The sequence below is a fragment of the Flavobacterium adiutor genome, assembly GCF_048282555.1.
In the GTDB taxonomy this organism is placed as follows: Bacteria; Bacteroidota; Bacteroidia; order Flavobacteriales; family Flavobacteriaceae; genus Flavobacterium.
The window spans coordinates 2,543,337-2,569,134 of the sequence record NZ_CP182487.1 but is presented as its reverse complement, the minus strand read 5'-3'; the positions used below and the strand labels follow the sequence as shown (position 1 = coordinate 2,569,134).

Below are 25,798 nucleotides of genomic sequence, written 5' to 3'. Positions count from 1 at the left end.
TATAACCAAACTCTTATTAATACATCCACCTTACGAAAGCTTCCATTGCTGCATAATGGGCTAATCCAAGTTCATGATACAAATCTGCAGTTTCTTTATTTCGGTCTTCGGCTCTTTGCCAAAATTCCCTGCTGTCAGAACCCTGAAAAACCACTCCGTCTTTTTGTGACTGATGCTTGAAAATTCCTTTTCTCTTTTCCATAACCTGATCGGGTCCCATTGGTACAGCCATTTCAATTTCATCAATTCCCCATTCCTGCCATGCGCCTCTGTACAGCCAAACCCAGCATTCTTTCATAAAATCCTTAGTCTTTAAACGAGTTACAGCTTCAAAAATGGCGTCCAGACAAACTTTGTGGGTACCATGCGGATCTGCCAGATCTCCTGCAGCATATATTTGGTGAGGTTTAATTTTCTCAATTAGATCCATTGTAATTTGGATATCTGCTTCTCCTAAAGGTTTTTTCTCTATAGTACCGGTTTCATAAAAAGGAAGTTCCATAAAATGAATCTGACTATCAGGAATTCCAACAAAATGACAGGTTGCCTGAGCTTCTCCTTTTCGGATTAATCCTTTAATGTTTCTTACTTCCGGAATATCTATTTCGCTGTTTTTTTTATTTTTAAGAAATTGCAATGATTTTGTATAAATGTCATCTGCTTCAGCACTTTTAATTCCGAATCTCTCGTTATAATCACAAACAAAACCGGCAAATCGTAAGGCCTCATCATCAGCTACTGCGATATTTCCGGAAGTCTGGTATCCTACATGCACTTCGTGTCCCTGCTCATGCAAACGTTTGAAGGTTCCTCCCATACTTATAATATCATCATCAGGATGCGGACTAAAAATAAGAACACGTTTTTTTGCAGGCTCTGCCCTTTCTGGTCTCTTACTGTCGTCTGCATTTGGTTTTCCGCCCGGCCATCCGGTAATGGTATTCTGAAGTTTATTAAAAATCTTAATGTTGATATCATAAGCCGGACCTAAATCGGCAAGTAAATCGCTCATTCCGTTTTCAATATAATCGGCATCTGTAAGCATCAGGATTGGTTTCTTTAGATGTAAAGCCAAACCTAAAACTGCTTTTCGAATAAGATTATCTGTCCAGATGACATTTTCAACCAGCCATGGTGTATTGATACGTGTTAATTTTGAGGCAGCAGCTTTATCCAGTACAAACGTGGTGTTGCTATGCTCCTGTAAAAAAGAAGCCGGAACCAAATTAGTCACTGTGCCCTCAACCGAAGCTTTAATAATATTTGATTTTCCTTCTCCCCAAGCCAGTAAGATCACTCTTTTGGCTTCCATAATTTTCTTCACACCCAGGGTAATCGCTGTCCTTGGCGTATTATTCAAACCCGAAAAATCGTTACTTGCCGCTACACGCGTAATGTGATCTAAAGCTACCAAACGGGTCTTAGAATTTTGAAGAGAACCAGATTCATTAAATCCGATGTGACCATTTCCTCCAATTCCCAAAACCTGTAAATCAATACCGCCTAGTGCTTCAATTTTGCTTTCATATTCTGCACAATAATCTCCAATAGCTTCTTTTGATAAAGTTCCATCTGGGATATGAATATTTTCAGGTAAAATATCGACATGATTGAATAATAATTCTTTCATAAAACGGACATAGCTGTTTATCGAATCGGGTTCCATCGGATAATATTCATCCAGGTTGAATGAAACTACATTCTTAAAACTCAATCCTTCCTCTTTATGAAGCCTTACCAGTTCCGCATACAAACTTTTAGGACTCGACCCTGTTGCTAATCCCAATACACATAACTGATTTTGAGTCTGCTTTTCTCTAATCAGATTCGCTATTTCATTGGCTACTGATTTAGAAGCTATCACAGAATTTTCATAAACCACAGTACCAATATTTTCAAATCGCTTTTCAAAACTTGTTGCTTTGTCTATACTGCTTTTTAACATTTCTTTTTATTTTATGGTTAGTATAATTTTTTAATACATTTCTCTGCTTTCACACCATTTTTCTTCCCACTGCTTTATTGATGCTCTTACTTTAGCTTCATCAAATGGTGCTTTACTGACAGCAGATTCTCTTTGAGCCTGTAAAAACATTTTCCATCTAGGCCAGTAAAAATCTTTATACATGCCTTTCCAAGCTCTTGATGCGTAGTCATTTAGATGACCTTCTCCTCCCCATAATGTTATTAAGGCTTTGGCATTTTTTAAATATATTCTAGATGCATCAGGAGAATTTCCATAATCCCAGGCTGATTTTAGCCAGTAATTCAGATTATTCAACGGCTGACCTGACATCATTCTGTCAATATCAAAAGCTGTTTTTTCTATTTCTTTAAACAAATCATCTCCTTTTTTAATGTCATTAGATTCATAAGCAGCAACACATTCCATTAGTAAATCATCAATACATAATGAATAATAATGTCTCGAAACATCTATCACATCATAATTGTAAAGGTTATTTTTATTGAAATTTTTAGCTTCTTTTTTCAAAAGATCAATAGCTTGTTTTAGCTTTATCTTGTCTCCCGGATTACCTTTAAATTCTGTTACTTTTAATGTAGGTCTTTTAAAAAATAAATAAGCTCCAGCCCAGTCATTCCACCAGCGGGTTTCCCAGTATTTTGTGCTGTACACCGATTCTGTCAGCAATTCCCAAGCTTCAATAACAGTAGCTGAAGTTTTTCCGTATCTGGCGTTCAAATGTTTCTTTAACCATTCAGCAACAGGCTCTTTTCCCTGTGTCCACGGAAGATCATAAATGTATTCGTAAACTATTGAATTGTTATTCAATCCTTCAGGCATTACACCATAACCTACGATATTTCCTTTGTTAGGGTTTTGCAGTAAACTGGTAAGTTCCTTTTTGTAAAAATTTAAATCTCCGTAAACCGGATTCGAACCTCCATAATTATGTACATAGCCGTAAGACCATTGCTTACCATAAAAAGCTTCCTGATTCTCCCATACCTTATATCTGTCATTGGCATAATCCTGAACTATCATTCTGTCATTGGGTACTTTACTTAAAAAAGCTTTGGTCGCTTCTTTGGTCCAAAATTCTTTATTATCGCCAAAAAGCCAGCCCTGCATTACCCAGGTCGCTTTTGGAGAAGCTTCATTAATAGTTTCAAAAATGGTTTTTCCGTAATCTGCCAGTTCCTCATATTTGTGTTCCTCAGAAACTGGCGGTGTTATTTCGTTAAAAGAATCTGCAAGATAAAATTCAGACTGTCCGTATGTTTTAGTGTAAATTTCTATAAAACGTTTTCCAATTTCTTTAAACAATGGATCGTTAGGATCTAACAGATAAGTACTTTCAAACCCACCTCCAGACCATGATTTCAATTCCTTTATTTTTGAATTAGGATGTGACTCTGCAAAAGCCTTAGGCACATACCCGCTAAAGGCAGGCACAACCGGATGCATCCCTAAAGTTCTCATTTTCTGCAAAATTTGTTTCTGAACTTCTTTCTTTTTAAGAATAAATTCCTGAGGCAATGGTCCATCAAGACTATTTATATTACCCATTCGCTGCCATGGTAAAAATGCTGGGCCTGCAAAATGAGCCTGCAATTGGCTGTCTGTCAATCCGTATTCTTTCCACAATTCCTGCCATACAGCTTCCTGTCCTTCTAAAGCGGTAGGCAGGTTAATTCCGTGAAGAGCCATCCAGTCAATTTCCTGTTCCCAGCGTTTCCAGTCCCACCAAGGTGTTGTATAACCAAAAGTGCACGCATTTAGATATTTTCTGTACTTAAAAGGTGTAGCTAGTTTTTTTGAATATGCAGGCCACTTTTTAGGCAAACTAACTCTATTGCCCTCCCAGCTAATCGATGCAGCTCCAATATCACGAAGAAAAGTATACGCGGCATAGCAAACGGCTGTATTCGATGTTCCGGTGATTTTTATCCTGTTTCCTGTTACTTCAATTTCAGACCAATCCGTATTTTGGCTTTTATTTTCAATAAGATAAAAATCAAATTCTTTAGCACGATTACCTATCAGCCTTTCCATCACCGCCATAGCACTTTTGGTATTAGCTGCATTTTGACAATACACTTTAGAACCTAAAAGAAATAACATTACAAAGACCAGTATAATATCATTTATTAAGGAATTATAGTTTTTGAATTCTAAACAATCACTTTTCATACAGATATCTATTTATAGATTAAAAAATTTATTTTATTCAAAGCATGCACATAAAAAATAGGGAGATTAAAATCAATTAATCTCCCTCTCAAATCAACTTAAAAACTAACACAAAATTTAAACTCAACATTTTAAAAATATTGACATGAAAACACTACTCTTCAACCACAATGATTAATTAATGATAAAATTACTCTGAAAGAATCTTTAAGAAATGGACGCATTATTCAAAACTATGGACATATTATCCATCGTTTTAAATTAAAAATAACTGTTAATTTATTGATCAGAAAACACCCCTAACTATGAAGAAACTGTTAAGGTAAATTGATAATTTTGGTTAGGATTATTATTAAAATTATCAATAGTTTGAATTATACTTAAAAAGGAGTTAATCTTAATTATGAAATGCTGAAGCCTTTTTTCAGCCATTAAATTCTGTATAATATTTTTCAATAAGTAAAATAGTTCCATTTTGAGAAGCAAGGTCAGTAAGACCAGTTTCACACAAGGCATTGATTCTACAAATCTGATCTTCGGATGATTTTAATTTGCCTAATTTATTATCAAAAAGGCTAATAGTTTCAATAGCATTTTTTACAATCTTTATTAATTGTCTAAAATCTTCCCGGGAAAATCTGTTATCCTGTACATAATTTTCTAGTCTTGCACCCCATCTGTATTTTGGATATTCTTCGAGCCCCATAAAATTCAACATCCATACTTTATCGTAATATCCAACAGTTTTAATAATTCCGATATAATCTGCAATTAATTCATCATGCAGGTTATTTGAAGCATATCCATATTTTTTTAATGTATATAAATGGGTAAACTCATGTTCTCTTCTGATACAAATAGATTTTGAAATCCATTCATTATCAGTTAATCCAAGTTGATTTGCAGCTACATTGCTATATGGTTTTGTGCTCAGAATAATCAATTTGTCTTTATATAGAGATTTATTGAGTATCACGTTAGAAAATTCCTGATTCCAGTTTCCCGAAGGATTTTTTGCCTGCCATTGATTTTTTATACTCTTGATTCTTTCCCAATTATTGAGACCATTTATCAATACAGCACCCATCGATTGTGGAACTTCAACAGGATTATTTTTATGTAGTAAAGACTGGATTATTTTAACGAAATCATCCTGGTTTGGAATTGTCAAAACAGGTATTTTACCTCCTGGACAAATAGTATATTCAAGTTTTAAACTTTTAGAGTCAGTTAATTCCAGATAACAATGTAAACTTGTTAAATCTATTTTGCCTTTAAAAACAAACTCTTTATATAATTCAGATTTTTCTATTCCAGTTTCTATCGGGAAATTAAGTTGAGGATAACATTTTTTTAACAAATCAAATACATTGTGATTTGCAATGTTTTTAGAATAGTCATCCCAAAATTCAATATTTAATTCTTCTGTAAAAGATTGTTTATTAAGAAACTTATTGAAAACATATTCTTTAAGAGGTGTAGAAAGATTCAGAAAAAAATCCTGATCTGTTCGTAAGGAAACTGAATTGTCCATAATTATGCCATTTGACGTTTAGCCAGCTGCGTAAATAAACCATCCAGCTGCATTAATTCGTCATAAGTACCAGATTCAGTAATTTCTCCTTTATCCAGAACAAAAATTCGGTCTGCATTTTTTATAGTACTCAGCCTGTGCGCGATGACAATTCGGGTTGCCTGAAGTTTGTCTAAACTTTCTGCTACAATATTTTGAGTTCTGTTATCAAGTGCACTGGTAGCCTCGTCCATATAGAGTAACCTTGGTTTATGTACTATGGCTCTTGCAATCATCAACCTTTGTCTTTGTCCGCCGGAAAAAGTTCCTGCACCTTCACTAATAAATGTATGTAATTCCATCGGCATGTTCTTGATATCTTCTTCCATACCTGCCATTCGAGCTGCATCCCAAGCATCATCTAATGTTAACTCAGAATTTCCGATAATATTCTGGTAAATACTTCCCGACATCAGTGCTCCATTTTGTAAAACCACTCCAATTTGCCGCCTTACCAATTCTTTATTCATTGTATCAAACGTATTTCCATCATAAAATATAGAACCCATTTCAGGATGTTCAAATCCTAACAGCAGTCTCATGATTGTCGATTTTCCAGAACCCGAAGCTCCAACAAAAGCAACCATTTCACCTGGCTTAATTTTGAACGTTATGTTTTTTAAAATTAAAGGCTGATTTTCGTTATATCGAAATGAAACTGAATTCATTTCAATTTCACCAGCCAATTCACCTGGATCAATACTTTGTTCTACAGATTCTGTTTCTTCTTCTAAGATAGGTTTTACCCTTTCATAAAGCGGGATAACATTCAAAGAAGTAATAAGTGCCATACTTAACCTTAAACTATCACTTAAAAACTTATTAAAAGCTGTTATAAAAGCCATAAATGCACCCACAGTTATCATACTGCTCAATTTGTCTGCGTTTAAAACAGTGTAGTAGATAAACGAAAAAAAGAAAATGCTCGTAAAGAGTGGATAAGAACTATTAAAAACTTCGACGAAATTTTGATAACTTCCGGAGTTGAATCCTAAAGTTTTTAGTTTTGAAAATTTATCGGCCCAAAGAGCAAAAACCCTTTTTTCTCCACCTGTAATTCTTATTTTGCTTATTCCGGATAAAAATTCAAAAAGAAAGCCCTGGATTTCTCCCTGGTATTTAGAAACTTCCCTGTCGTATTTCAATTTTAAACATCCCATAGCAATCATAAATATCACGGCAACTAAAGCTAACCCTACCCCAACCCAAGCTAAACCTGAATCGTAATAAAAAAGCAATATCAGATTGACAAATGAAAATGCACCGCTCAATACAGCTGTCATCAGTGTATTAGAAAGAATTTGCCGAATAGAATTAATGCTAAGAACGCGGTTTGTAAGATCGCCTGCTGTATATTTTTTGTAAAAAGTTACAGGTAGTCTTAATATGTAATCCATAACTCCCGCCTGAAGATTAATACTAGATTTTGATTCTACACGCATTTGCAATACTCCCTGTACCAACTGAAGTCCGGCAGTAACTAAACCGATAATAATCATAATACTAAACACTTCAAAATGGATAGATCTGTCTGCTGTCGGAATAACATCGTCAAATATGATCCCGGATAAGATGGGAATTAATAAACCTATTAAGCTGCCTGCAAAAGAAGCAAGTATTAATAACCTGGCATCTTTTTTTACTCCATTCATAGCAAAATTCAATACTTTTTTCATGGAATTCATTTTGACATTGAATCCAGAAAAAAACATATATCCTATCGGTTGTAAACTATCTGCAATTTCTTGATTTACAATACTCTCAGTTCCCTCAGATAAATTTTTAATCAAATATGTATCTGAGTTTTTTTGTATTAAGGCAACAGGAATATTATCGGACTTCAAAAAAGCCAGTAAATGTCCATTTTCCTCTTTCCACCATCTGTCTCTCAGAATAATTTTACGAACTCTTATTTTAGAACTTTTTGCAATAGCACACAACAGATTATTTGCGCTGCTCTGAGTGGTTTCGATGTGTTTTGGTTGTTCAAATTTAAATCCTGTGTGATCTCCAATTATTTGGCATGTTGAAAAAAGTATACCTGACTTATCTGTATTTTTAGATGAAATGCGAGCAATATTTTTTTTCTTGCCTGAAACTATAGATTTTATTTTTTCGAGCGTGTTTTTTAATTCGTCTTCCTCATTTATGAGCTTATTATTAAAGTGTGTATGTTCTAATAAAATGTTATTTTCTATACTTTTACGAAGCTGATTATAAAAATAAAATTGGAGTTTTTCTAAAGAAATTAGAAAATTAATTTCTTCTTCTATCACTTCACGTGTGCTTAATATTTTTATTTCCGAATCATCGGATAAAGATTTTATCCATAACTTATTGGAAACAGGTATTGGATACCCTGTTTCATTCGTTGAACTGATATTCATTTCATCTGAAAAAACAGAAAAATTTCCTTTAAGTAATCTGATCCAATTTATTCCATTTGAAGGATATGCTATTGTATTCTCATTTAATGATAATTGTTCAAAATCATTGAGAGCAACATAAACTCTTGGTGCATTATTAAAACTTAATTCGGCTGATGTTTTTAAAATCCATTTATTAATCATGTTTTTTAAAAAGAAACGATCAATATTCAGAAGATCACATTTTTGTATCGATAACAATTTAGCTTCATTTGAAAAAACAATTAGTCTCATATTCTCAGCACATCCATGAGGCAATAAGCTAAACAGTAATTCTCCATTTTTAGCAGAATAGAGATATTTTAAAGGACATAAATACTCTCCCTGATCATCAACTTTAGTATAAAACACATTTACTTCACCTGAAATAATCATCCAGAAACTGTCTGTATTATTCAGAATCAATGGCTTTTCAACCCCGATATGTATTTTCTCTTTTACTGACATATTGCTAAATTTATTTTGTTTCAATCAAATGAGAATAAATACCGTTTAATTTTAATAATTCCTGATGTGAACCCCGTTCTACTATTTTTCCGTACTCCATAACAATTATTTCATCACAATCCATTATAGTACTTAATCTGTGAGCTACAATCAGGCAGGTGCATCCTCTCTTTTTAATATTATCCATTACTGTTTTTTCAGTTGTGGGATCTAAGGCGCTGGTTGCTTCATCCATTATCAAAATAGTAGGATTACCAGCCAATGCCCTGGCTATTTCAATACGTTGCCGCTGTCCTCCGCTAAAATTGGTTCCGCCTTCCATGACAGAACTGTCATAACCGTCATTTCGTGCAGCAATAACATCATGAATAACGGCGTCACGAGCTGCATTTATAATATGTTTCTCAGGAATCATGGAGTCCCAAAAAGATATATTTTCTTTGATAGTACCATTAAAAACAATTACATCCTGATCTACTACGGCCAGCGAACTTGTAATAATGTGTCTTGGAATATCGTTTCTGTTTTTTCCGTCAAGTAAAATTTCCCCATCCCAGGGATCATAAAGACCGGAAGCTATTTTTGCTATAGTCGATTTGCCGCTTCCAGAGCCTCCTACTAATGCTACTCTGCTTCCGGGTCTTAGTTTTAAATTAAATTTTTCAATCAATGCCGGCATATTAGTACTATATCCAAATGTGACATTTTTCATTTCGAAATATCCAACCAATTTATTTTTATGCTCTTCATGATTTGAATGCTGAATATTTGCTCTTTGCTCTTTTTCCCTAAACTGATTGTCAATTTCGTAGTTGAGTACATCATCAATTCGCCCCATATCGCTTTCTGTTTCATGAAGCATCGTTCCTACACTTACAAGCTGATTAACCGGAGCGATAAAGTTTGACATTAAATAGGTAAAAGCCACCAGAGCTCCTAAAGTCATCTGTCCATCCATTATCTGCAAAGCTCCAATTCCTAAAATTAAAGCGTTTGTCAGCGATGTAATCAGGCTGGGTAAAACATTAAGTCTTATTGTTAGCCAGCCTAATTCTTGTTGGGCATTCATTACTTTGGCCAGATATCCTATCCAGTTGGTGAAAAAATCATTTTCCCTCCCAGAGGCTTTTAATGTTTCAATCATGCTAATTCCTGAAGTTGTAGTCCCTAAAAGTTTACCTGTTTCATTGCTTAGTCTTCTGCTTCCGTCTTTTCTGGCTGTTGAAACATATCTAAGAATAAAAATATTTAAGCCTGCCATGCAAACTCCGATTAATGTCAGCGTTACATCATAAGAAAACATAAGCGTTGCATAAAATATCACCGCAATAACATTTAAGGCTGCATTAGCCAAATCACCACTTAATAATTTGGCTACCTTATCGTTTAACGAAACCCTGTTCCCAACTTCACCACTGTATCGCTGTGTAAAAAAGGCTATAGGCAGATGAAAAACATGCCAAAGAAATTTACTGGAAGTTACCAACGCAAGTTTGGTTTCTAATTTAAGCAAGAAATATTGCTGAAGGTAAACCAGAACAGAATTGATAATTAGTATTGCACCCATTATTAAAAGCAGCGGCATTACGAATCCTGAAAAATTATTTATGAGATACTTATCTATAAAAACAGTAAGGAAAGATGGAATTACAAGACCTGGAATTACTAAAAACAAACTCGCTAAAATAATATAGGTAATACTTAATTTAGAATTTGCTACCCTTGAAAGCAAAGAAGACATCAATCCTCTTTTTTCATTTCCTTTTTCGAAAGCTGTATTAGTTTCAAAAGTTAAAACAACACCTGTGTAGCAATCATCAAATTCCTGATGAGTTACTGAATATCTTCCTTGAGCCGGATCACTCAAATATACTTTGTTTTTAGTAAAGCCTTCTAAAACCAAAAAATGATTGAAATTCCAAAAAATAATGGCAGGCATTTTAACCTGCATCAATTTTTCGATAGATTTTGCATAACCTTTGCCTTCCAGTCCAAACTCTTTGGCTGCTTTCAGAATATTGGTTGCTTTTAACCCATCTCTCGAAACCCCACAGGATATTCTTAGTTTTTCCAAAGGGACAAACTTACCAAAATGACCTAAAATAATACTTAGGGCCGCTGCACCGCACTCTACACTCTCCATCTGTAAAACAGTTGGAACCTTAATGGGTCTGGCTTGTTTTTCTATAACTAAAGTGGCACTATTTCCCATTTGTCTTTATTAATATAAATCGAAAAATTTCTTGAATGCAGGTACAACAATCGTTACCGGAGGTTCTTCTTTTATGGTTACTTTCCCCATACATGAAGTGCCTTCTTTTATAAAAACATCAGGTCCTTTTGCCGAAGTCCATTTAAATCCGCTGTAAGATTCCGGGTCGCTTTCAAAGTCCACATGAACTTCAAACAATGTTCCTGAAGCCAGGAGACTTTTTGCCAGCTGATCATTTTTAACAGAAGTCAGCATACCCTGCTGCGTTACAGGAAAATCAGAAACATATGTCACTTTTCCTTTTATAAAACCATATTCCTGAGGCTGCACAGTTGAAGGAACAACCAATGCTTCCATTCCTTTTCTAATTTTTTTCCCATCTTGTGACGGAATATAAAGCACTCCTTTTAATTGTGAATGTTTTGTCTTATGCAGGTTTTTAAGTTTAAATAAAGGCGTTCCTGCACCCACAACAACACCTGCATCAGTTAAAACTTCTACCACTTCACCTTCATAAGGACTTATTATATTTCTTTGAATGTCATAACGCTCAGTTAAGAATTGCAAATTTCTTTCGGCTTCAGCAATTCTCTGTTTTTGCAAAGTAACTTTCTGCTGCAAATCAAAGCCCAAATCATGCTGTTGGTTGGAAGTTTCTGCTTTTTGCCCTTTCAGTCTTTCTATAGTATTTTTTGAAGCTTCAATTTGCTGTTTTGTATTTGCAACCTCAGATTTGGTTATTAAACCTTTACTAAGTAAACCGTTTTCAGATTCTAACTGATTATTTAAAAACAATAATTTCTTTTTCTCTGACTCAATTTCTCCCTGAATACTAATACGCGTTTGTTTAATTAATTCACCCTGCAGTTGAGTTCCCTGGTTTCCATATGAAGATAGTTTTTCCATTTCAAACTTTCTGTCAGAAACAACAGCTTTTGCATCTTCTATTTGCTGAAGCAGCTCTGGTTGTTTTATTGTTGCGATTATATCCCCTTTTTTTATTTTTTTGCCTATAGCTACTTTTAGTTCTACCAATTGTCCTTGTGATGTAGCTACAACTTCATGGACCTCTCCCCCCAGTACCACACCAATTACATCTAATTTTGTTTTTACCGTTCCTGCAAATGACCAGACAACTCCTGTAAATAATGCCAATGCAACTGTCGTAAGAGATATCCAGGCTTTTGGTCCTGTAACTTTGATTAACTGATCTAACTTTTCTGGAGTAGAAAGTTTTTCTAACGCTGATTTTCTGAAAAAACTTGCTGACATGATTTCCGGTTTTTTGTTAATTTATATTGGGTACAGTATAAAATGCGTTCTGAATTACATTAAAATTCAGGTTTTCTTTAGTAACTAGTGTCCCTGTTTCGTGTCTAAGGCTGATGATTGCATTTGAGAATTGCTGCTTCGCATTAAGATATTCCAGTTCTGAATAAGTATATCTTTCCTGAAACTGCATTAAATTAAAAAGAGTAGTTAAGCCCATTTGAAATTTTATTTGTTCGTTATTAAATGCCTCCTGATAGAACATCATCGATTCTTTTGCTTTTTCAAGAATTACAACACTGTTATTTAAATTATTAGTAGCAATATTCACATTTAATTCAATGTTTCTCTGAGTATTATCTCTTATGACTTGCTGATCTTTTACAGCGATTTTACTAATCGAATAATTTCCTCTTGCAACATTATTATTTAAAGGAAACATAAACGTTAATTTTGCTCCTCCTCCAACATCCTGCCCCTGATTTTTTACAAAGGAAGAAAAGGTTTTATCCATGCCATTTCCGTTACTAGTGCTTCCGTAATAGGCAAATCCGGTCAAATCTAGTTGAGGTTTAAGATTATTTTCGGCTAATTGATACTGAAGTTCTACAGCTTCAGAAATCTTTTTTATAGCTTTTAAATCTCCTCTGTTTTCCTGTGCCGTTTTAATAAAAGTATTTTTATTACTATTTTCAGTGAAACCGCTTCCATCAACTTCCGGAAAATCATTTGCGGGAATATCTAACAACTGGCTTTCTTCATCGGATAGCCCGATAGCTCTTCCCAGATTTATCTTTGTGGTGTACAAATTTTGTCTGGCGACAACTGTTAATCTTTCCTGGTTGATCAAATCTGCCTTAATTTGAGCCATATCTCCCTGAGGTTTTTTGTCCGCTTTGACCAGCTCCGATGTCATTTCTAACAGGTTCCGCACTCTGGTTTCATTCTGAATATAAACATCTAAGCTTTTAAATGCCGTGTAATAACTCCAATATGCTAATCCTATTTGTAGAATTTCATATGAGTTGGTAAACTCATAATCATAATTGTTTTTATCAATATAAAGGTTTGAAATCCTTTCTCCTGTTGTAACAATTCTTTTTCCCCTTCCTCTTAACAACGGCTGTGTTAATGAAAAATTGACGACACCGATATGGTTGCCATAAAAAGGACCAACATACTCATTAAAATTGTTGAACGGAAAATTACTGTCTTTATATAGATATCTTAAGCTTACTTCTGCTATTTGTGACGTTCGAAATTTCTTTACCAGATTGGCCGAGAATTCAACCGAATTCGATTTTAAAGGGCTGTCGATAAACTCATTTCTGGGATCGGCATCATAAAGATTATACCTGCTTTTTTGATAAATGACATCTGAATTCAGATTATAATCAAATGTACCAGCCTGAACCTGAACGCCTGCTTCGGCATTTTGTACGGCATAATAAGTGCTTTTAATATTTGGATTTTTATTAAATGCGATACTTGAAATTTCAATTAAATCACATTTAATTTTAGATTGACTGTATAGGTCATTAACAGTAACAATCAATACAGAAAAAAAGAAATAGTAAGCCCTCATTAAATTTTGATCTTATAATTTATACCATAGATTATGCCTGCGAAAAACTATTTAAAATTTGTCCGAATCGGGAACCTGCCTGAGCAACCCCGTCCAAAATTTTTGTATCTATCAGGTCTTCTTCTTCAGGGATCCCATATCCTAGCTGATCTGTAGTTTTTCTTAATCTGTTAGAAAGAAATAAGGCTAATGCATAATAAAAATTAGCTCTGAAGTCGGGATTTTTCGAAAGCCTTAATTCTATAACCTGTCTGGAAATCTTATATACTGTTGATGCTTTTTTTGCAATTACAGAAACTGAAGGTGGTCTTGTTTCTAAAAATGACATTTCTCCTACAACCTCTCCTGATCCCAAAGTTGCAATATCATCTTTATCTCCATTTTCTGAACAAACAGACAACTGACCGGATAATATGATAAAAAGACTGTCAATAAAATTGCCTTTTTGAATCAGTTTTTCACCAATTCCTAATTCTATTTTTTGACCATTTTGAATCATCCATTCTACATCTCTGCTATTTAACTGGCCTAAGAAAAAAAGTGCTCGTTTCATAATGTATTTTTTAAGGTTGTACTAATTTATTTTAATTTCGGCTGTTGATTCAGACAAAGAATCTGACATATCTGACACTGAAAAATTATTTATGGATCCTGCGTAAAGAATCATAAAGACTTTCATAATCTGTGATTACAGAGCCGCCATTTACTTTGTCTAATTTTTTTTCATCTAATTCAACATCCTTAATGGTCGGTTTTACAGGTATATTAATGTATATATAGTCCGGATTCGACTGGTCAGCTACCATGATTTTTTTTCCTGCCGGAAGACTTCTTCCAAAAAACTTTTCTAGTGTTTTTTCAGGATTTATAATCAATGACTCTTTAAAATCGTCATTTTCCCAGGCTTCCGTGATTATCCTGAAAAATACATCCTGTCCCTTTTTTTGTTCTTCTGTTAGTATCATTTCTTTTTCTATTTAATTTTTTTATGCTGATAATCATTTTTATGCATTTTCATCTTAAAGAGTTTATTAACTCTTTAGGAGAAATATCATACTGACTAGAAAATAGTTTTGAGAAATAATGTACATCATTGTATCCCACAGAATAGGCAACTTGAGAAATTGAGTTTTGAATGTAATTATCAATCAGATGCTTTGCTTTGTGCAATCGCAGTATGCGTATATACTTATTTGGTGTCAAATGAACCAAATTGGCTATTTTTCTATGCAATTGTCTTTCACTAACTGCCATTTTGTATGATAGTTCATATAAGTTCATATCATTTTGATTAATTGAACTATAAATTTCTTTTTCTAAATTTATGAGCCAGTCCTGATCTAATTTTGTTACTTTTTGCGGATTTATTTTATCCATACACAAACTCTGAACATTTTTATTAGACTCATAAATATCAAAAATATCAGGACGTCCCTGAATTGTGAGACTTACGGATTTTGATTTAATTTCTTTTAAAATTTCCTCGATGAGATCGTTTATTTGTTTACTACTAGAAAATATAATTTCATTTTTAACTTTGTTATCAACAATGTCAGGTTTACTGGCAGTGATAATGATATCTAATGGATTCTTGATGTTTTGAACAATCTGATTAAGTATATCCGGAGAAGACCAGTCAATTGTAGTGCTTTTTGTGATTTGATTTATCATTTTAATGGAAATTAATTTGTTAGTCAACAATTTTTAACAACCCGGCTCTGACAAGTCATTTTGAATTTGAGAAAAATGTTTTAGATATCATGCCAGATAATTGTATTCTTTATTTTTGAATACAGAGTTCGGTATTTTATCTATATACTGATCTGTTATCAAATACCTGTTATTATAATAAAACTCTTTTAAGCCATCGTAATTCATTGCTATCGGGATAGTTTCAGAACCTAAATAATAAACTGAGGCACCAATAATATGTGTTTTTATCCCTAGCAGGCTCATAATTCTTAATAACTTACTGTCACATTCCGCCAGAGCAACACCATTTTTTTGTTCGCATATTGGAGCAATAGCACAAACCATTAATCTTCTAAATAAAGTTCTGTCCTTATTATTTTTTCTAGTTGCAAATCTTCCTATGTGCCATATCGAAGATAATTTTTCTGAGTTGTTTAAAACAGTTAATGGATCTATATCGAAGATTTTCTGAATTGGGAGTTTAGCTTTATAATCCCATTTAATCACCCGTATCGATCCCTCAATGTTGCCTGAAAAATCTTTGGCAACAAAAATTTCAGAATCTTTGAAATAGTTTAATTCTTCATCGTACACTTCCTGAGTGTCGTTAACAAGTTCCTTTGTAGTTACATTTTCGCAATGATGACTGAAATTCTCTTCAACTACAAACTTTGCTAATTCTGTTAGCTGATCTAATTCTAATCTTTCTAAATAACTTTGTGTAATGTTCATGGGTCTTGGTTTTCTAACAAAGCTAATTTTCATATACTATAATTTCACTACACCAAATTGTAGTATTCGGCTGTAAATCAATAAACTATACTTTTGTGTAGGATTTATTATAATGCATCATTGCCGAAAAAGCTGTGATTTTAATAAAGAATTTTCTAACGGCACCTTTACATATTTTTAAGTGATTTTTTTTAATATTTAATTATCTGAAAATCAGTTAAAATCATACTTTTTTTTCAAAGATCAATCACTTATATTTTTCATTTGATAAAAACACATTATAAATATGTAATTATTTTCATACACAATAAAAAACAATTAAATTTGAAATAAAAAAATATGTAAATGAATAAAGCAGATTTAAATTCGTTTTTTGATTCGAGAAATATAATTTCTGGCTTAACTGATGAAGAAGTTTTTAAAAGACTTGAATATTTAGAACCCATTAAAGCATTTGCGAGAGCTACTTATACCAGCATTTATGTTATAGATTACTTAAAGCAAGGCTTTGAATTTGTTTCAGATAATCCATTATTTCTATGCGGTAATACTGCTGAAGAGATATTAGAAATGGGGTATGCTTTTTATTTCAAACACGTTCCCGAAACCGACTTAGAATTACTCCTCAAAATTAATTCTGCTGGTTTTGATTTTTATGAAAAATTACCCATTACTGAAAGAACCCAATATACTATAACATATGATTTTCATTTAAAAAATAAAGAAGGGAAGCTGATTTTAATTAACCAGAAACTTACCCCTCTTTTTTTAACGGACACCGGTAAAATTTGGAAAGCAATATGTATTATTTCATTATCATCTGAACGTAAAGCCGGAAATATCAAAATCTATAAAAACGGTGAGAATAAAGTATATAATTATAATCTCAATAAAGGCTTTTGGGAAGATTCTGAAAAAACATCTTTATCCAAAAGAGAAAAAGAGATTTTGCAGCTTTCTACCAGAGGGTTTACCATAAATGAAATAGCGAATGAAATATTTGTTTCACCAGACACTGTAAAATTCCACAGAAGAAAATTATTTGAAAAGTTAGAAGTCACCAATATATCCGAGGCAATAGTTTATGCGACTAATAATAAGCTAATTTAACAATAACGTTTTACGGCTACAACATCAGTTTTTTATAGCCTTATGCTAAAGCATATTCAATAACTTTTTCCATCTTAAAACTTGCCATTGTTTCATTTATTTCTACTGCGAGTTTATCTAACATATCAAAATCTGTTAAGGTGTTATCTTCAAATCTATTAACCATTTCGAGAAAAACATTCCAGTAGTCAGCATTATCGTCAGGATGAGGGATATGCCCTGAGACACCTAATTCCTGCAGCCTTAATGCTATATCCTCCCGATCGTAACATTGAGTACCGATTGTTAAGGATGCTACTCGGTTCATTATTGGATAATGATAAATTGAGGCGCTGCACTGATGAATTACTAAATTTGAAATTCCACATATATAATTTAATGGAAATAATTTATTATAAAAAACTTCTTGTTTGTATTTATTATTTATTTCACAATTACAAGTAGTTATAACAGCGTAGTTGCGTTTGACAAAAAACTCTATAAAATTTTCTATCGGAGTACGGTCTACAGTACCTGTTGTAATAAAAACTATTGGTTTTTGTTTATTATTATTTAAAAATTCCTCTAATCTTGCAGATAAATCTTTAGAAGGTTTGTCCATAACAAGAAGAGGTCCTGAATAAAAGTAGGAATCCCTGTCTTCAATGTTATCCGGTAAGCGTTCAATTGTCGAGATCCCTGGAATAATCTTAGCTTTCGGTTTTATATACTGCTCTAAAAATTCCAAATCAGTCTTATTAAAAAACGATGCTTCCGCATTATATGAGTTTGAGAAACTTTCAGATTTGTCAACACTGCTGCCTTTCTGAAAAGAATGAACATGATTTGGATTTCTGTAACGTCTATCAATAGCTCTAAAAATTCCAGTTCTCTGAATCGAAATTCTTGGTATATGGTTCTTCTCAGCAATCAGGGGAGTGATGCAGGCGGTATCCTCAATAATAACTTTTGGTTTAACTATATCGTAAGCCTTTTGTTCCATTTCAATAAGGCGCTCATTTATTTTCTCAAAATTTTTAGACGAAATTAAGTTTTCTTCAAAAGTATAATCTACGGGTACACAACTGACGCCTTGCATATTCAGAAAGATTTGCGAATTATTGTTCACTAAAAACTGATTTTTAAATTCAGCATTACTTCTTAAGTATTTTTGTTGTAGCACATACAAAGGAATTAAATGGGAAATTCCACCTGCAATATAAGGGATTGTTAGAATATTCATAAGATTGTTTTTTAAATTAAAGACAAATGGATATTTTATTACTGATATTTATATCTTAAGCCATTTTTTAATGTATTCAATTTGTTCATTTTTGTGATCAATAGATAATGAATTTATCCTGCAATTAATATTTTCAATGCAGTTATACTTGAAAATATTAAAAGAGTTATGGTTTTCTAAATGATGATCTAAACTATTAAGATCAAAGAAGGGTATATCCCCATTTAGCATTTGATCCATTTCTGAATCGAGCATAAATTCAAGTATTTTGAAACTTTCTTTTTGATAAGCTTTTGACAGTAATTCATATAATTTCGAGCTATATGCCTCAAAATCTGACATAAAAGCCGCGCTTCTCAAATATTTTAAAATTTTGAAATATATGAACGTTGGTCTCCATACATAACGTATTTTTTGATTGTTAAATAATTGTAATGGAGATTGAGCTGACATTAAAAATTCTTTCGAGTCCATAAATAAATTATAGGTGACTGAAAAGCCTTCTATAAAATAATTTTCATAATTATTAGCAAATATTAAGGTGTCTTTATAAAATGGCACGTTTTCTTTTATAAGTTTTCTAAAAACAAATCGGGAATCTCTATTAGAATCAATTGTATTGGGTTTCAATAGTTTCTTCTCAATATCCATAGTTTCAATAGATCCTCTAATACCAAATCCAGCATATTCTAACGGAACACCTGTATCATTATTAGCTATTAACATACTTTCTAACACAGAAAAAAGAGGCACTTTATTTTTCTCATCCCAGTTAAGAATAGATTGATTCTTAAAAAGCGGCTGAATGATAGTTTCATGATCTATTAAAATTGGATTTTTACCTGATGATATTATGTTTTCATAATGACAATCTTTGCTTCCCAAAAGAAAGGAGATTGCTAAAAGAGCTCCTGCCTTATAATAATATTCCTGAAGCTCTTCACCAGAATTAACAGATTCATAAGCAACAAACTCCAACCATCCATAATCTTTACAGCATATACATTTGAAAGTACTCAAATCTATATTCAGGTTTTGGTTAACCCAGTCAATAAAATTATTGTATGAATTAGTAACATTAATGTTTCTTGGCTTGTATATCAGTTTTGTTCCATCCCATAATGTTACTAAAGATGTGCCTTCACCATTATGTCCGTCACCAAGACTTGTATCTATGTCAATGATTCTTTTATTGTTTGCTTTTATGGAGAAAGTCCTGGAAATAACATTAAAATCCTTATCAAAATTCAAAAAAATATTTTGCAGATGTATTAAATAATAATCACATTTTGTTTTTAATATTTTATCTAATACGGGATATTGGACTTCAAAAGATGAAATAGTTATTTCTACAAATTCCTGATAATTTTTATTCCCCTTTTTTTTATAATTATCTAATTCTTCTTGTAGCGTTATTTCTGCTATTAAGCTTAATTGTTGTAAAAGAGTTAAATGTAACTTATTAATCAGAGCACTTGAGATGTTTATCATTTCAAGTTTCTCTAAAAAATTAAAAGTGTATGGCAATAGTATGTCAATAAATGGTATTTTTTCGAACTCATCCGTGAGCAAATATGTAGTTTGATTGTTCATCTTTAAATGTTTTTGCACTAGTTCGTATACTATCGAATGAGTATTAATTTTTTTAATAATACATTTTATATTCTTTTATTCCTGAATATAAAAAACAACAATACTATAAAAGTTAAAATGTAAATGATATCCAACCAAAGGGTTTTGAATGTTAGTGTCCTGAAATCAAAATGCTTAAAGATTATAATACCTAATATTACTGCTATGATTATTGCAGGAAACCTGAAATTATTATTTCTCATAATTTTATTATTTTTTAAAGCATAAATATACTTTTTAAAAGATAATCAAATAACCATTTTTGGAAAATAGCTATTCGATTATCTTTAAAACTTTCTTGTTAAGAATTAAATATGAGATGCAACCCAGCATAATCCTATACCAATACCAACTCCTAATGCATATGCGCCAAGTACTGGTGTAAGTCCACCAGCAATCATTTCTAATTGCTCTTCGGTCAATTCTAATTCATCAAAGTTTACCTTTGCCGGAATATTAAAGTAAATCACTGACTCGTCTGTTTGATCATCTACTATAATTTTCTTATCCTTCGGAAGTGTTTTGCCAGTAACTTGTTCGATTGTTGCAACAGGATTATTTATTAATTGCTCTTTAAAAGCTGTGCTTTCCCATGCTTTCTGTGCAAGAGTTTTCATTAACTCTGCGCCTTTTTCTTGTATTTCTGCTGTAAATTTCATATTTCTTAAATTTTAAATTCTATATTCGTTTTTATTGATGAGATGCTGCATAAATCGCTATACCAACACATATTCCATACCCAATAGCAGGCAGTAAAGGAGTAAGTCCACCAGCAACCAATTCTAACTGCTCTTCAGTTAACTCTAAACTATTGACATCAATTTTTCTTGGAATAGTAAAGAAAACCGTAGACTCATCTGATTGATCTGCTACTACTAGTTTTTGACCTTGTGGCAAACTAATTTTATGACCAGTCAATTTTTCAATTGTTTCAACAGGATTTGCTACTAATTCTTTTCTAAATTCTGCATCATCCCATGCTCTTTGTACTACCTGTGCGTTTAATTTTTGTTCTAGAGTAATTTCCATGATCTTATAATTTTGATTTGTTAATAATAAATATGAGTTTATAATAGTTCTGGTTCTGGTCCAGGAGGAAAGCAAATGATAGGAGGCCATTTTGGAACTACTGAAATTGGAGGCCAGATTGCAATTGTCTGTAATCCTCCGGCTACTGATTCTAATTGCTCTGTGCTTAATTCAGCATCTTCCAATTGTTTTGCTGCAGGAATATTAATATAAACTGCAGATTCATCAGTCTGATCTCTTACCACTAATGTCTTTCCTTCAGGTAAATTCAATTTTTTACCAATAAATTTTTCAATTGTACCAATTGGACTAGCTATTAATTCTTTTTTAAATTCAGCATCTTCCCATGCTTTTTGCACAATTTCAGCATACATTTTTTGTTCTTGTGTAAATTCCATGATTTAAAGGATTAGGTTAATATTTTTAGTATATAAATATATCTTTTGGAAAAGTTGGAGTTGGTATCCATGGACCTGGTAATGGGATACAGCCACCAGGACCTACAATACCACCGGCAACAGCTTCAAGTTGTGAATCACTCAATTGCGCATCTACTGACTTTGGGGCTGCAGGAATATTAATATAAACAGCCGACTCATCTGTCTGATCCCTTACAATAAACGTTTTACCTGCTGGTAAATTCAGTTTTTTTCCTGTAAAATTTTCAATGGCTTCAACTGGGTTTGCTATTAACTCTTTTTTAAATTCAGCATCTTCCCATGCTTTTTGTACAATTTCTGCGTACAATTTTTGTTCTTGTGTAATTTCCATGATAATAATTTTTTAAGTGTATTAATAGTAATATTGTTTATTAAATCTATAAGTAAAAAGGCAGTTGAATTAACTAAGTGTTAGTCAAAACCTTGTTTTTATATTATAATGTAATTTTTTAATGCAGGAAATAAACTATTAATAAGATCCGGCCATACTGTTTGTCCACCTCCGGCAATTGTTTCTAATTGATCTTCTGTAAGTTCGATATCATCGATATTTGGTTCACTCGGAATATTAACGTAAACCTTAGATGTGTCTGTCTGGTCATTAATAACAAGTGTTTTTCCCTCAGGTAAAACAATCTTAGCTCCTGTCAGATTTTCTATTGCTTTTATAGGATCTGAAACCAGGCTTCTTCTAAAATTAACATCTTCCCATGCTTTGGAGATTACTAATCTTAAAACCTCTTCTTCTTTATTATGTTCCATGATTATGTCCTTTTTGTATAATGTAAAATTAGAAGTCTTCTACTTTATAAAAATGACAAATAAACTGACAAAAACAACCTAAACATGTATTTCATCGATTAAAATAGTATTTTCATCGGTGAAAATGTTGTTTTTTACAACAAAATACATTTTAATTTCTCCTTTACCTTTGGCATAAATGTTTCCTCGGTACTCAAATTGGAAGCATTTTTCCTGTTTGATTAGATTGTATAAAGAATCACTTATATTCACTTTACCAGCCATTCCGTTACTTTCTATCCTGCTGGCTGTATTTACAGTATCCCCCCAAACATCATATTGAAACTTTTTAACTCCAACAATTCCGGCAACAATTGGTCCTGCATGTATGCCAAGACGCATTTCAAAAGCCGGTTTGTTTGTAGCTGAATTCTGATTTTTTCTTTCAATCATAAATTCCTGCATTTCTAATCCAGCCAAAACGATGTTTTTTAGTGAGTCCTGATCTGGGTTTGGTATCCCTCCGGCAGCCATATAAGAGTCACCTATAGTTTTAATTTTTTCTATATCATATTTCTCAGAGATCAAGTCGAAAGCTTTAAAACAAACATTTATTTCTTCTACAAGATCTTGTGGTGACATTTTTTCGGCAGTTTGCGTAAAGGATTTAAAATCGGTAAAAAGAATTGAAACCAAATTAAAGTCTCTGGCGTTAACAAAGCCTTTTTCTTTTAATTCTTCGGCTATCTCTTCCGGTAGGATATTTAGTAAAAGCTTTTCTGACCGGTCTTTTTCAATTTTTAATGCTTCTCTGGATTTTCGAACATAGTTTAACCTATTCCATAAAGCTACTGTTATCAATAGTATAAAACACAGAGAAATAATAATTAGATTTTTTTGCTTCTCCTTCTTCTGAACCTCTTCTTTATGTCTGAGTTCAAGAGTATGTTCCTTCGTAACATAGGCAATACTATCCATTAACATAGTCTTCTGAAATTCCATATTTAATATCTTATTAGAGGTTTCTTCAGACTGTAAACTATCATTATAAACGTTAGATTTTTCATAAAAATTAAGAGCCGATTTAGCATCACCAGAAGATTTATAAGCTTCATAAAGACATTTACAAGCTTCTTTTTTTACTGATATGGCTCCTAAGTTTTCTGCAATTTCAAGTCCAGTTTTACATTTTTCAATGGCTTTATCATTTTTGCCTAATTGATTTAATATAGTACCAATAGCGACTTGTGAAATAGCTGTATACTGTAAGCTGTTAATTCTTTGTGCAGACTTCAAACAGCTATTATAATAGGATAAGGACTTTATAAGATTGCCTTGGGTATGAAACAGTTCTCCTAAATTATAAAGAACTTCTATCTTTTTTTGTTGATCATTTATCTGATCAGCAATTTTTAAAGCCTGATTAAAGTAACTGTAAGCTTTAGCATATTGCTTTTGCATCATATAAATTTTTCCGGCACCATTTAAGTTATGAGAGATTCCTGTTGAATCTTTTAGCTCTTTATAAATAGCATTGGCTTTTTGGGAGTAAATTATTGCATTGGTGTAGTCTTTAATATCAATATATATACCTCCAATGTTTTGAGTTGTTGCAGCGATTATTTTCTTGTCACCAATTTTTTTTTGAATTTTTATGGCCTGATTATAAAACTCTAATGCTTTTGGATAATTCCCTAAATAATAATAAACAGCGCCCATATTGTTTAATGCTGAAGAAATGCCTTTTTTGAAATCAATTTTTTCATAAGTTTCTTTGCATTTTGTGTAGTAAGAAAGAGCCTTTAAATAATCTCCCTGATAATAATGTGTGGTTGCAATTTTATTAAAGCTCTCCCCAATACCTTTTTGATCGCCTAATTTTTGATATACGATCAGGCATTTCTGAAACAAAACCATTGCATCTAAAAACTTCCCTGTATCCTGATATTTAACCCCAATGTTTAACAAACTATCAGCTGATTTCTTATTTTCGGCAGTAGGTTGTACAATGCTTTTAACTGTCACAATTGTTTGTGGGCATGCATTCAAACTTATACCATAAATCAGAAAAAAAAGAAACAGAAAATATATGTGTAAAATCTTCATTGATGGTCTTAATTTAAATTCAAAACGTATATGTTCAAAATGAGCATATACGTTTTTATTTCAAGATTGAGATCTTAAACAGAAATGCTCCTCAAGTACAACTAACTATTTAACAATAATTGGAGGAGTTTGCCCATCTCCGCCTCCACCTGAAATGTAGTCTAATTGCTCTTCAGATAATTCTGTGTCTTCCATGATTATACTTGGATTAACCGGAATAGTAATAAAAATGGCAGATGCGTTTGACTTATCTATAACATTAATAGTTTTTCCCTCGGGCAGCTGAATTGGCTTTCCTAAAAAACTTTCCAGCGTTTGAATTGGACTGGCTATCAAATTGCTTTTAAAAACTGGATCATCCCACGCTTTTTTAACAATGGATTCCAAAATTTTCTGATCATTAAATAATTCCATTTTTTCTGTTTTTAGATTAAACTTGCTTTTTTACACTTGTAAAATTATTAGCATTTAATAATATAGAATTGCCAAATAGACTGACAAAAAGCAAATAAGCTTAATTATTACCTTTTTTTGTAGTCCTTTATAATTACTTTTTTTATATACTATTGGGCTGATTATTCTAAATAAAAAACTGTGACGAATAAATCCGACACAGTTTAATTAAAAAAATGTACTCAATATTGAAAGAGAATTTTGACTACTTAAGTGTTGTAAAATAAAACTCCGGAAATGTTTTTACAGATTTATTGGTAGCAATATCAAAAGCAATTGAAGTACAGACAGCTGCTGCCTGCCAAGATGCAATGGATAACTGTGGCGGAGGGAGTTTTTTATTCTCTTTTTTATATTTATCAACTATTTCTTCGAGCCATTCCTGTGGATTTCCAGAATTTCTCATATAATTTGAAATGTAATCCACAACAGACAGCTCATTGAATGTTTCGCTTGGTTTTTCTAAAACATGCAAACCTGATTTTTTTGAAACTACCAACACAAGTGCTGCCCAGCCTAAATTATACGGGTGTAGGACTGGTATATTTTTCTTTTGACATAGAGAATCAAACAGTAACGGAACATCTGAAGTGAAGTCTAGCGCATTAATAGCAATTTTATGACCTTCAATGTATTGATCAATATTATCTGCCGTTAAAAAGCAATTATGAATAGTAATTTTTGCCTCATTATTAATTAAAAGTAATCTTTTCTTAAGAGCTTCTGCTTTATGTATTGCAATATCTTTTTCAGTATAATTCTGCCTGTTTAAGTTGGATAATTCTACAGTATCACCATCAATTATAGTCAAAGTTTCAAAACCCAATCTTAGTAAACACTCTGCAATGACACTGCCAATACCAGCTCCAGCTAAAAGTATGGGTGTGTTTTTTATTATTTCCTGATCTTGATTGGTGATATAGAACCGGTTTCTTTCATGCCTTTTTTTCATATATTTTCTTATAAAAATAAC

The 25,798-nt window shown here is 32.5% G+C and carries 22 protein-coding genes; 1 reads left to right on the top strand and 21 read right to left on the bottom strand.

What is annotated here, in order from left to right; genetic code table 11:
* Nucleotides 1-16: 16 nt before the first annotated feature.
* From nagB to ACNC7R_RS10890, 11 genes are all read right to left on the bottom strand, one after another.
* Nucleotides 17-1,945: a glucosamine-6-phosphate deaminase gene (nagB, locus tag ACNC7R_RS10940; RefSeq protein WP_417941125.1), complete on the bottom strand. Its 1,929-nt coding sequence runs from the start codon at nucleotides 1,943-1,945 to the stop codon at nucleotides 17-19.
* A 30-nt stretch (nucleotides 1,946-1,975) separates the two neighbouring features.
* The gene (locus ACNC7R_RS10935; protein ID WP_417941124.1) at nucleotides 1,976-4,156 is read right to left on the bottom strand and encodes an alpha-N-acetylglucosaminidase; all 2,181 of its coding nucleotides are present in this window, start codon (nucleotides 4,154-4,156) and stop codon (nucleotides 1,976-1,978) included.
* A 424-nt stretch (nucleotides 4,157-4,580) separates the two neighbouring features.
* Entirely contained in the window at nucleotides 4,581-5,690 is a 1,110-nt protein-coding gene (locus ACNC7R_RS10930) for a DUF7005 family protein (RefSeq protein WP_417941123.1), read from the bottom strand.
* 2 nt (nucleotides 5,691-5,692) lie between these two features.
* Nucleotides 5,693-8,602: an NHLP bacteriocin export ABC transporter permease/ATPase subunit gene (locus tag ACNC7R_RS10925; protein ID WP_417941122.1), complete on the bottom strand. Its 2,910-nt coding sequence runs from the start codon at nucleotides 8,600-8,602 to the stop codon at nucleotides 5,693-5,695.
* Nucleotides 8,603-8,612: 10 nt separating this feature from the next.
* Entirely contained in the window at nucleotides 8,613-10,814 is a 2,202-nt protein-coding gene (locus ACNC7R_RS10920; protein WP_417941121.1) for an NHLP family bacteriocin export ABC transporter peptidase/permease/ATPase subunit, read from the bottom strand.
* Nucleotides 10,815-10,823: 9 nt separating this feature from the next.
* Nucleotides 10,824-12,086: an NHLP bacteriocin system secretion protein gene (locus ACNC7R_RS10915; protein WP_417941120.1), complete on the bottom strand. Its 1,263-nt coding sequence runs from the start codon at nucleotides 12,084-12,086 to the stop codon at nucleotides 10,824-10,826.
* A gap of 16 nt (nucleotides 12,087-12,102) precedes the next feature.
* Complete coding sequence (locus tag ACNC7R_RS10910; RefSeq protein ID WP_417941119.1) at nucleotides 12,103-13,668, bottom strand: TolC family protein; 1,566 nt, start codon at nucleotides 13,666-13,668, stop codon at nucleotides 12,103-12,105.
* 31 nt (nucleotides 13,669-13,699) lie between these two features.
* Nucleotides 13,700-14,221 (bottom strand): cyclic nucleotide-binding domain-containing protein, encoded by a 522-nt coding sequence (locus ACNC7R_RS10905; RefSeq protein WP_417941118.1) that lies wholly within the window; start codon nucleotides 14,219-14,221, stop codon nucleotides 13,700-13,702.
* Nucleotides 14,222-14,306: 85 nt separating this feature from the next.
* Nucleotides 14,307-14,633 carry an NHLP leader peptide family RiPP precursor gene (locus ACNC7R_RS10900; RefSeq protein WP_417941117.1) on the bottom strand — a complete coding sequence of 109 codons (327 nt, stop codon included), beginning with the start codon at nucleotides 14,631-14,633 and terminating at the stop codon, nucleotides 14,307-14,309.
* A 49-nt stretch (nucleotides 14,634-14,682) separates the two neighbouring features.
* Nucleotides 14,683-15,339, bottom strand: a complete 657-nt coding sequence (locus ACNC7R_RS10895; protein ID WP_417941116.1) for a helix-turn-helix domain-containing protein — start codon at nucleotides 15,337-15,339, stop codon at nucleotides 14,683-14,685.
* A gap of 87 nt (nucleotides 15,340-15,426) precedes the next feature.
* Entirely contained in the window at nucleotides 15,427-16,125 is a 699-nt protein-coding gene (locus ACNC7R_RS10890; RefSeq protein ID WP_417941115.1) for a hypothetical protein, read from the bottom strand.
* Nucleotides 16,126-16,437: 312 nt separating this feature from the next.
* Between ACNC7R_RS10890 and ACNC7R_RS10885 the strand changes: the two genes are divergently transcribed.
* The gene (locus ACNC7R_RS10885) at nucleotides 16,438-17,202 is read left to right on the top strand and encodes a response regulator transcription factor (protein ID WP_417941114.1); all 765 of its coding nucleotides are present in this window, start codon (nucleotides 16,438-16,440) and stop codon (nucleotides 17,200-17,202) included.
* Nucleotides 17,203-17,242: 40 nt separating this feature from the next.
* Here the strand turns inward: ACNC7R_RS10885 and ACNC7R_RS10880 are convergent, their stop codons facing one another.
* The 10 genes from ACNC7R_RS10880 to ACNC7R_RS10835 all read right to left on the bottom strand — a co-directional run bounded on the left by ACNC7R_RS10880 (nucleotide 17,243) and on the right by ACNC7R_RS10835 (nucleotide 25,777).
* Nucleotides 17,243-18,424: a hypothetical protein gene (locus tag ACNC7R_RS10880; RefSeq protein WP_417941113.1), complete on the bottom strand. Its 1,182-nt coding sequence runs from the start codon at nucleotides 18,422-18,424 to the stop codon at nucleotides 17,243-17,245.
* Between the two features lie 48 nt (nucleotides 18,425-18,472).
* A complete protein-coding gene (locus ACNC7R_RS10875) occupies nucleotides 18,473-20,017 on the bottom strand; it encodes a type 2 lanthipeptide synthetase LanM (protein ID WP_417941112.1) in 1,545 nt (514 codons plus the stop codon).
* A 347-nt stretch (nucleotides 20,018-20,364) separates the two neighbouring features.
* Nucleotides 20,365-20,715, bottom strand: coding sequence for an NHLP leader peptide family RiPP precursor (locus ACNC7R_RS10870; RefSeq protein WP_417941111.1), 351 nt, complete (start codon nucleotides 20,713-20,715; stop codon nucleotides 20,365-20,367).
* A 31-nt stretch (nucleotides 20,716-20,746) separates the two neighbouring features.
* Nucleotides 20,747-21,175 carry an NHLP leader peptide family RiPP precursor gene (locus ACNC7R_RS10865; RefSeq protein WP_417941110.1) on the bottom strand — a complete coding sequence of 143 codons (429 nt, stop codon included), beginning with the start codon at nucleotides 21,173-21,175 and terminating at the stop codon, nucleotides 20,747-20,749.
* Nucleotides 21,124-21,483: an NHLP leader peptide family RiPP precursor gene (locus tag ACNC7R_RS10860; RefSeq protein ID WP_417941109.1), complete on the bottom strand. Its 360-nt coding sequence runs from the start codon at nucleotides 21,481-21,483 to the stop codon at nucleotides 21,124-21,126. Before ACNC7R_RS10860 ends, ACNC7R_RS10865 begins: the two co-directional genes overlap by 52 nt.
* A 25-nt stretch (nucleotides 21,484-21,508) precedes the next feature.
* A complete protein-coding gene (locus tag ACNC7R_RS10855; RefSeq protein WP_417941108.1) occupies nucleotides 21,509-21,856 on the bottom strand; it encodes an NHLP leader peptide family RiPP precursor in 348 nt (115 codons plus the stop codon).
* A gap of 98 nt (nucleotides 21,857-21,954) precedes the next feature.
* Nucleotides 21,955-22,287: a hypothetical protein gene (locus tag ACNC7R_RS10850; RefSeq protein WP_417941107.1), complete on the bottom strand. Its 333-nt coding sequence runs from the start codon at nucleotides 22,285-22,287 to the stop codon at nucleotides 21,955-21,957.
* Nucleotides 22,288-22,365: 78 nt separating this feature from the next.
* Nucleotides 22,366-24,291, bottom strand: coding sequence for an adenylate/guanylate cyclase domain-containing protein (locus ACNC7R_RS10845; RefSeq protein WP_417941106.1), 1,926 nt, complete (start codon nucleotides 24,289-24,291; stop codon nucleotides 22,366-22,368).
* A 186-nt stretch (nucleotides 24,292-24,477) separates the two neighbouring features.
* Nucleotides 24,478-24,786: an NHLP leader peptide family RiPP precursor gene (locus ACNC7R_RS10840; RefSeq protein WP_417941105.1), complete on the bottom strand. Its 309-nt coding sequence runs from the start codon at nucleotides 24,784-24,786 to the stop codon at nucleotides 24,478-24,480.
* Nucleotides 24,787-25,030: 244 nt separating this feature from the next.
* A complete protein-coding gene (locus ACNC7R_RS10835) occupies nucleotides 25,031-25,777 on the bottom strand; it encodes a HesA/MoeB/ThiF family protein (RefSeq protein WP_417941104.1) in 747 nt (248 codons plus the stop codon).
* Nucleotides 25,778-25,798: the final 21 nt, after the last annotated feature.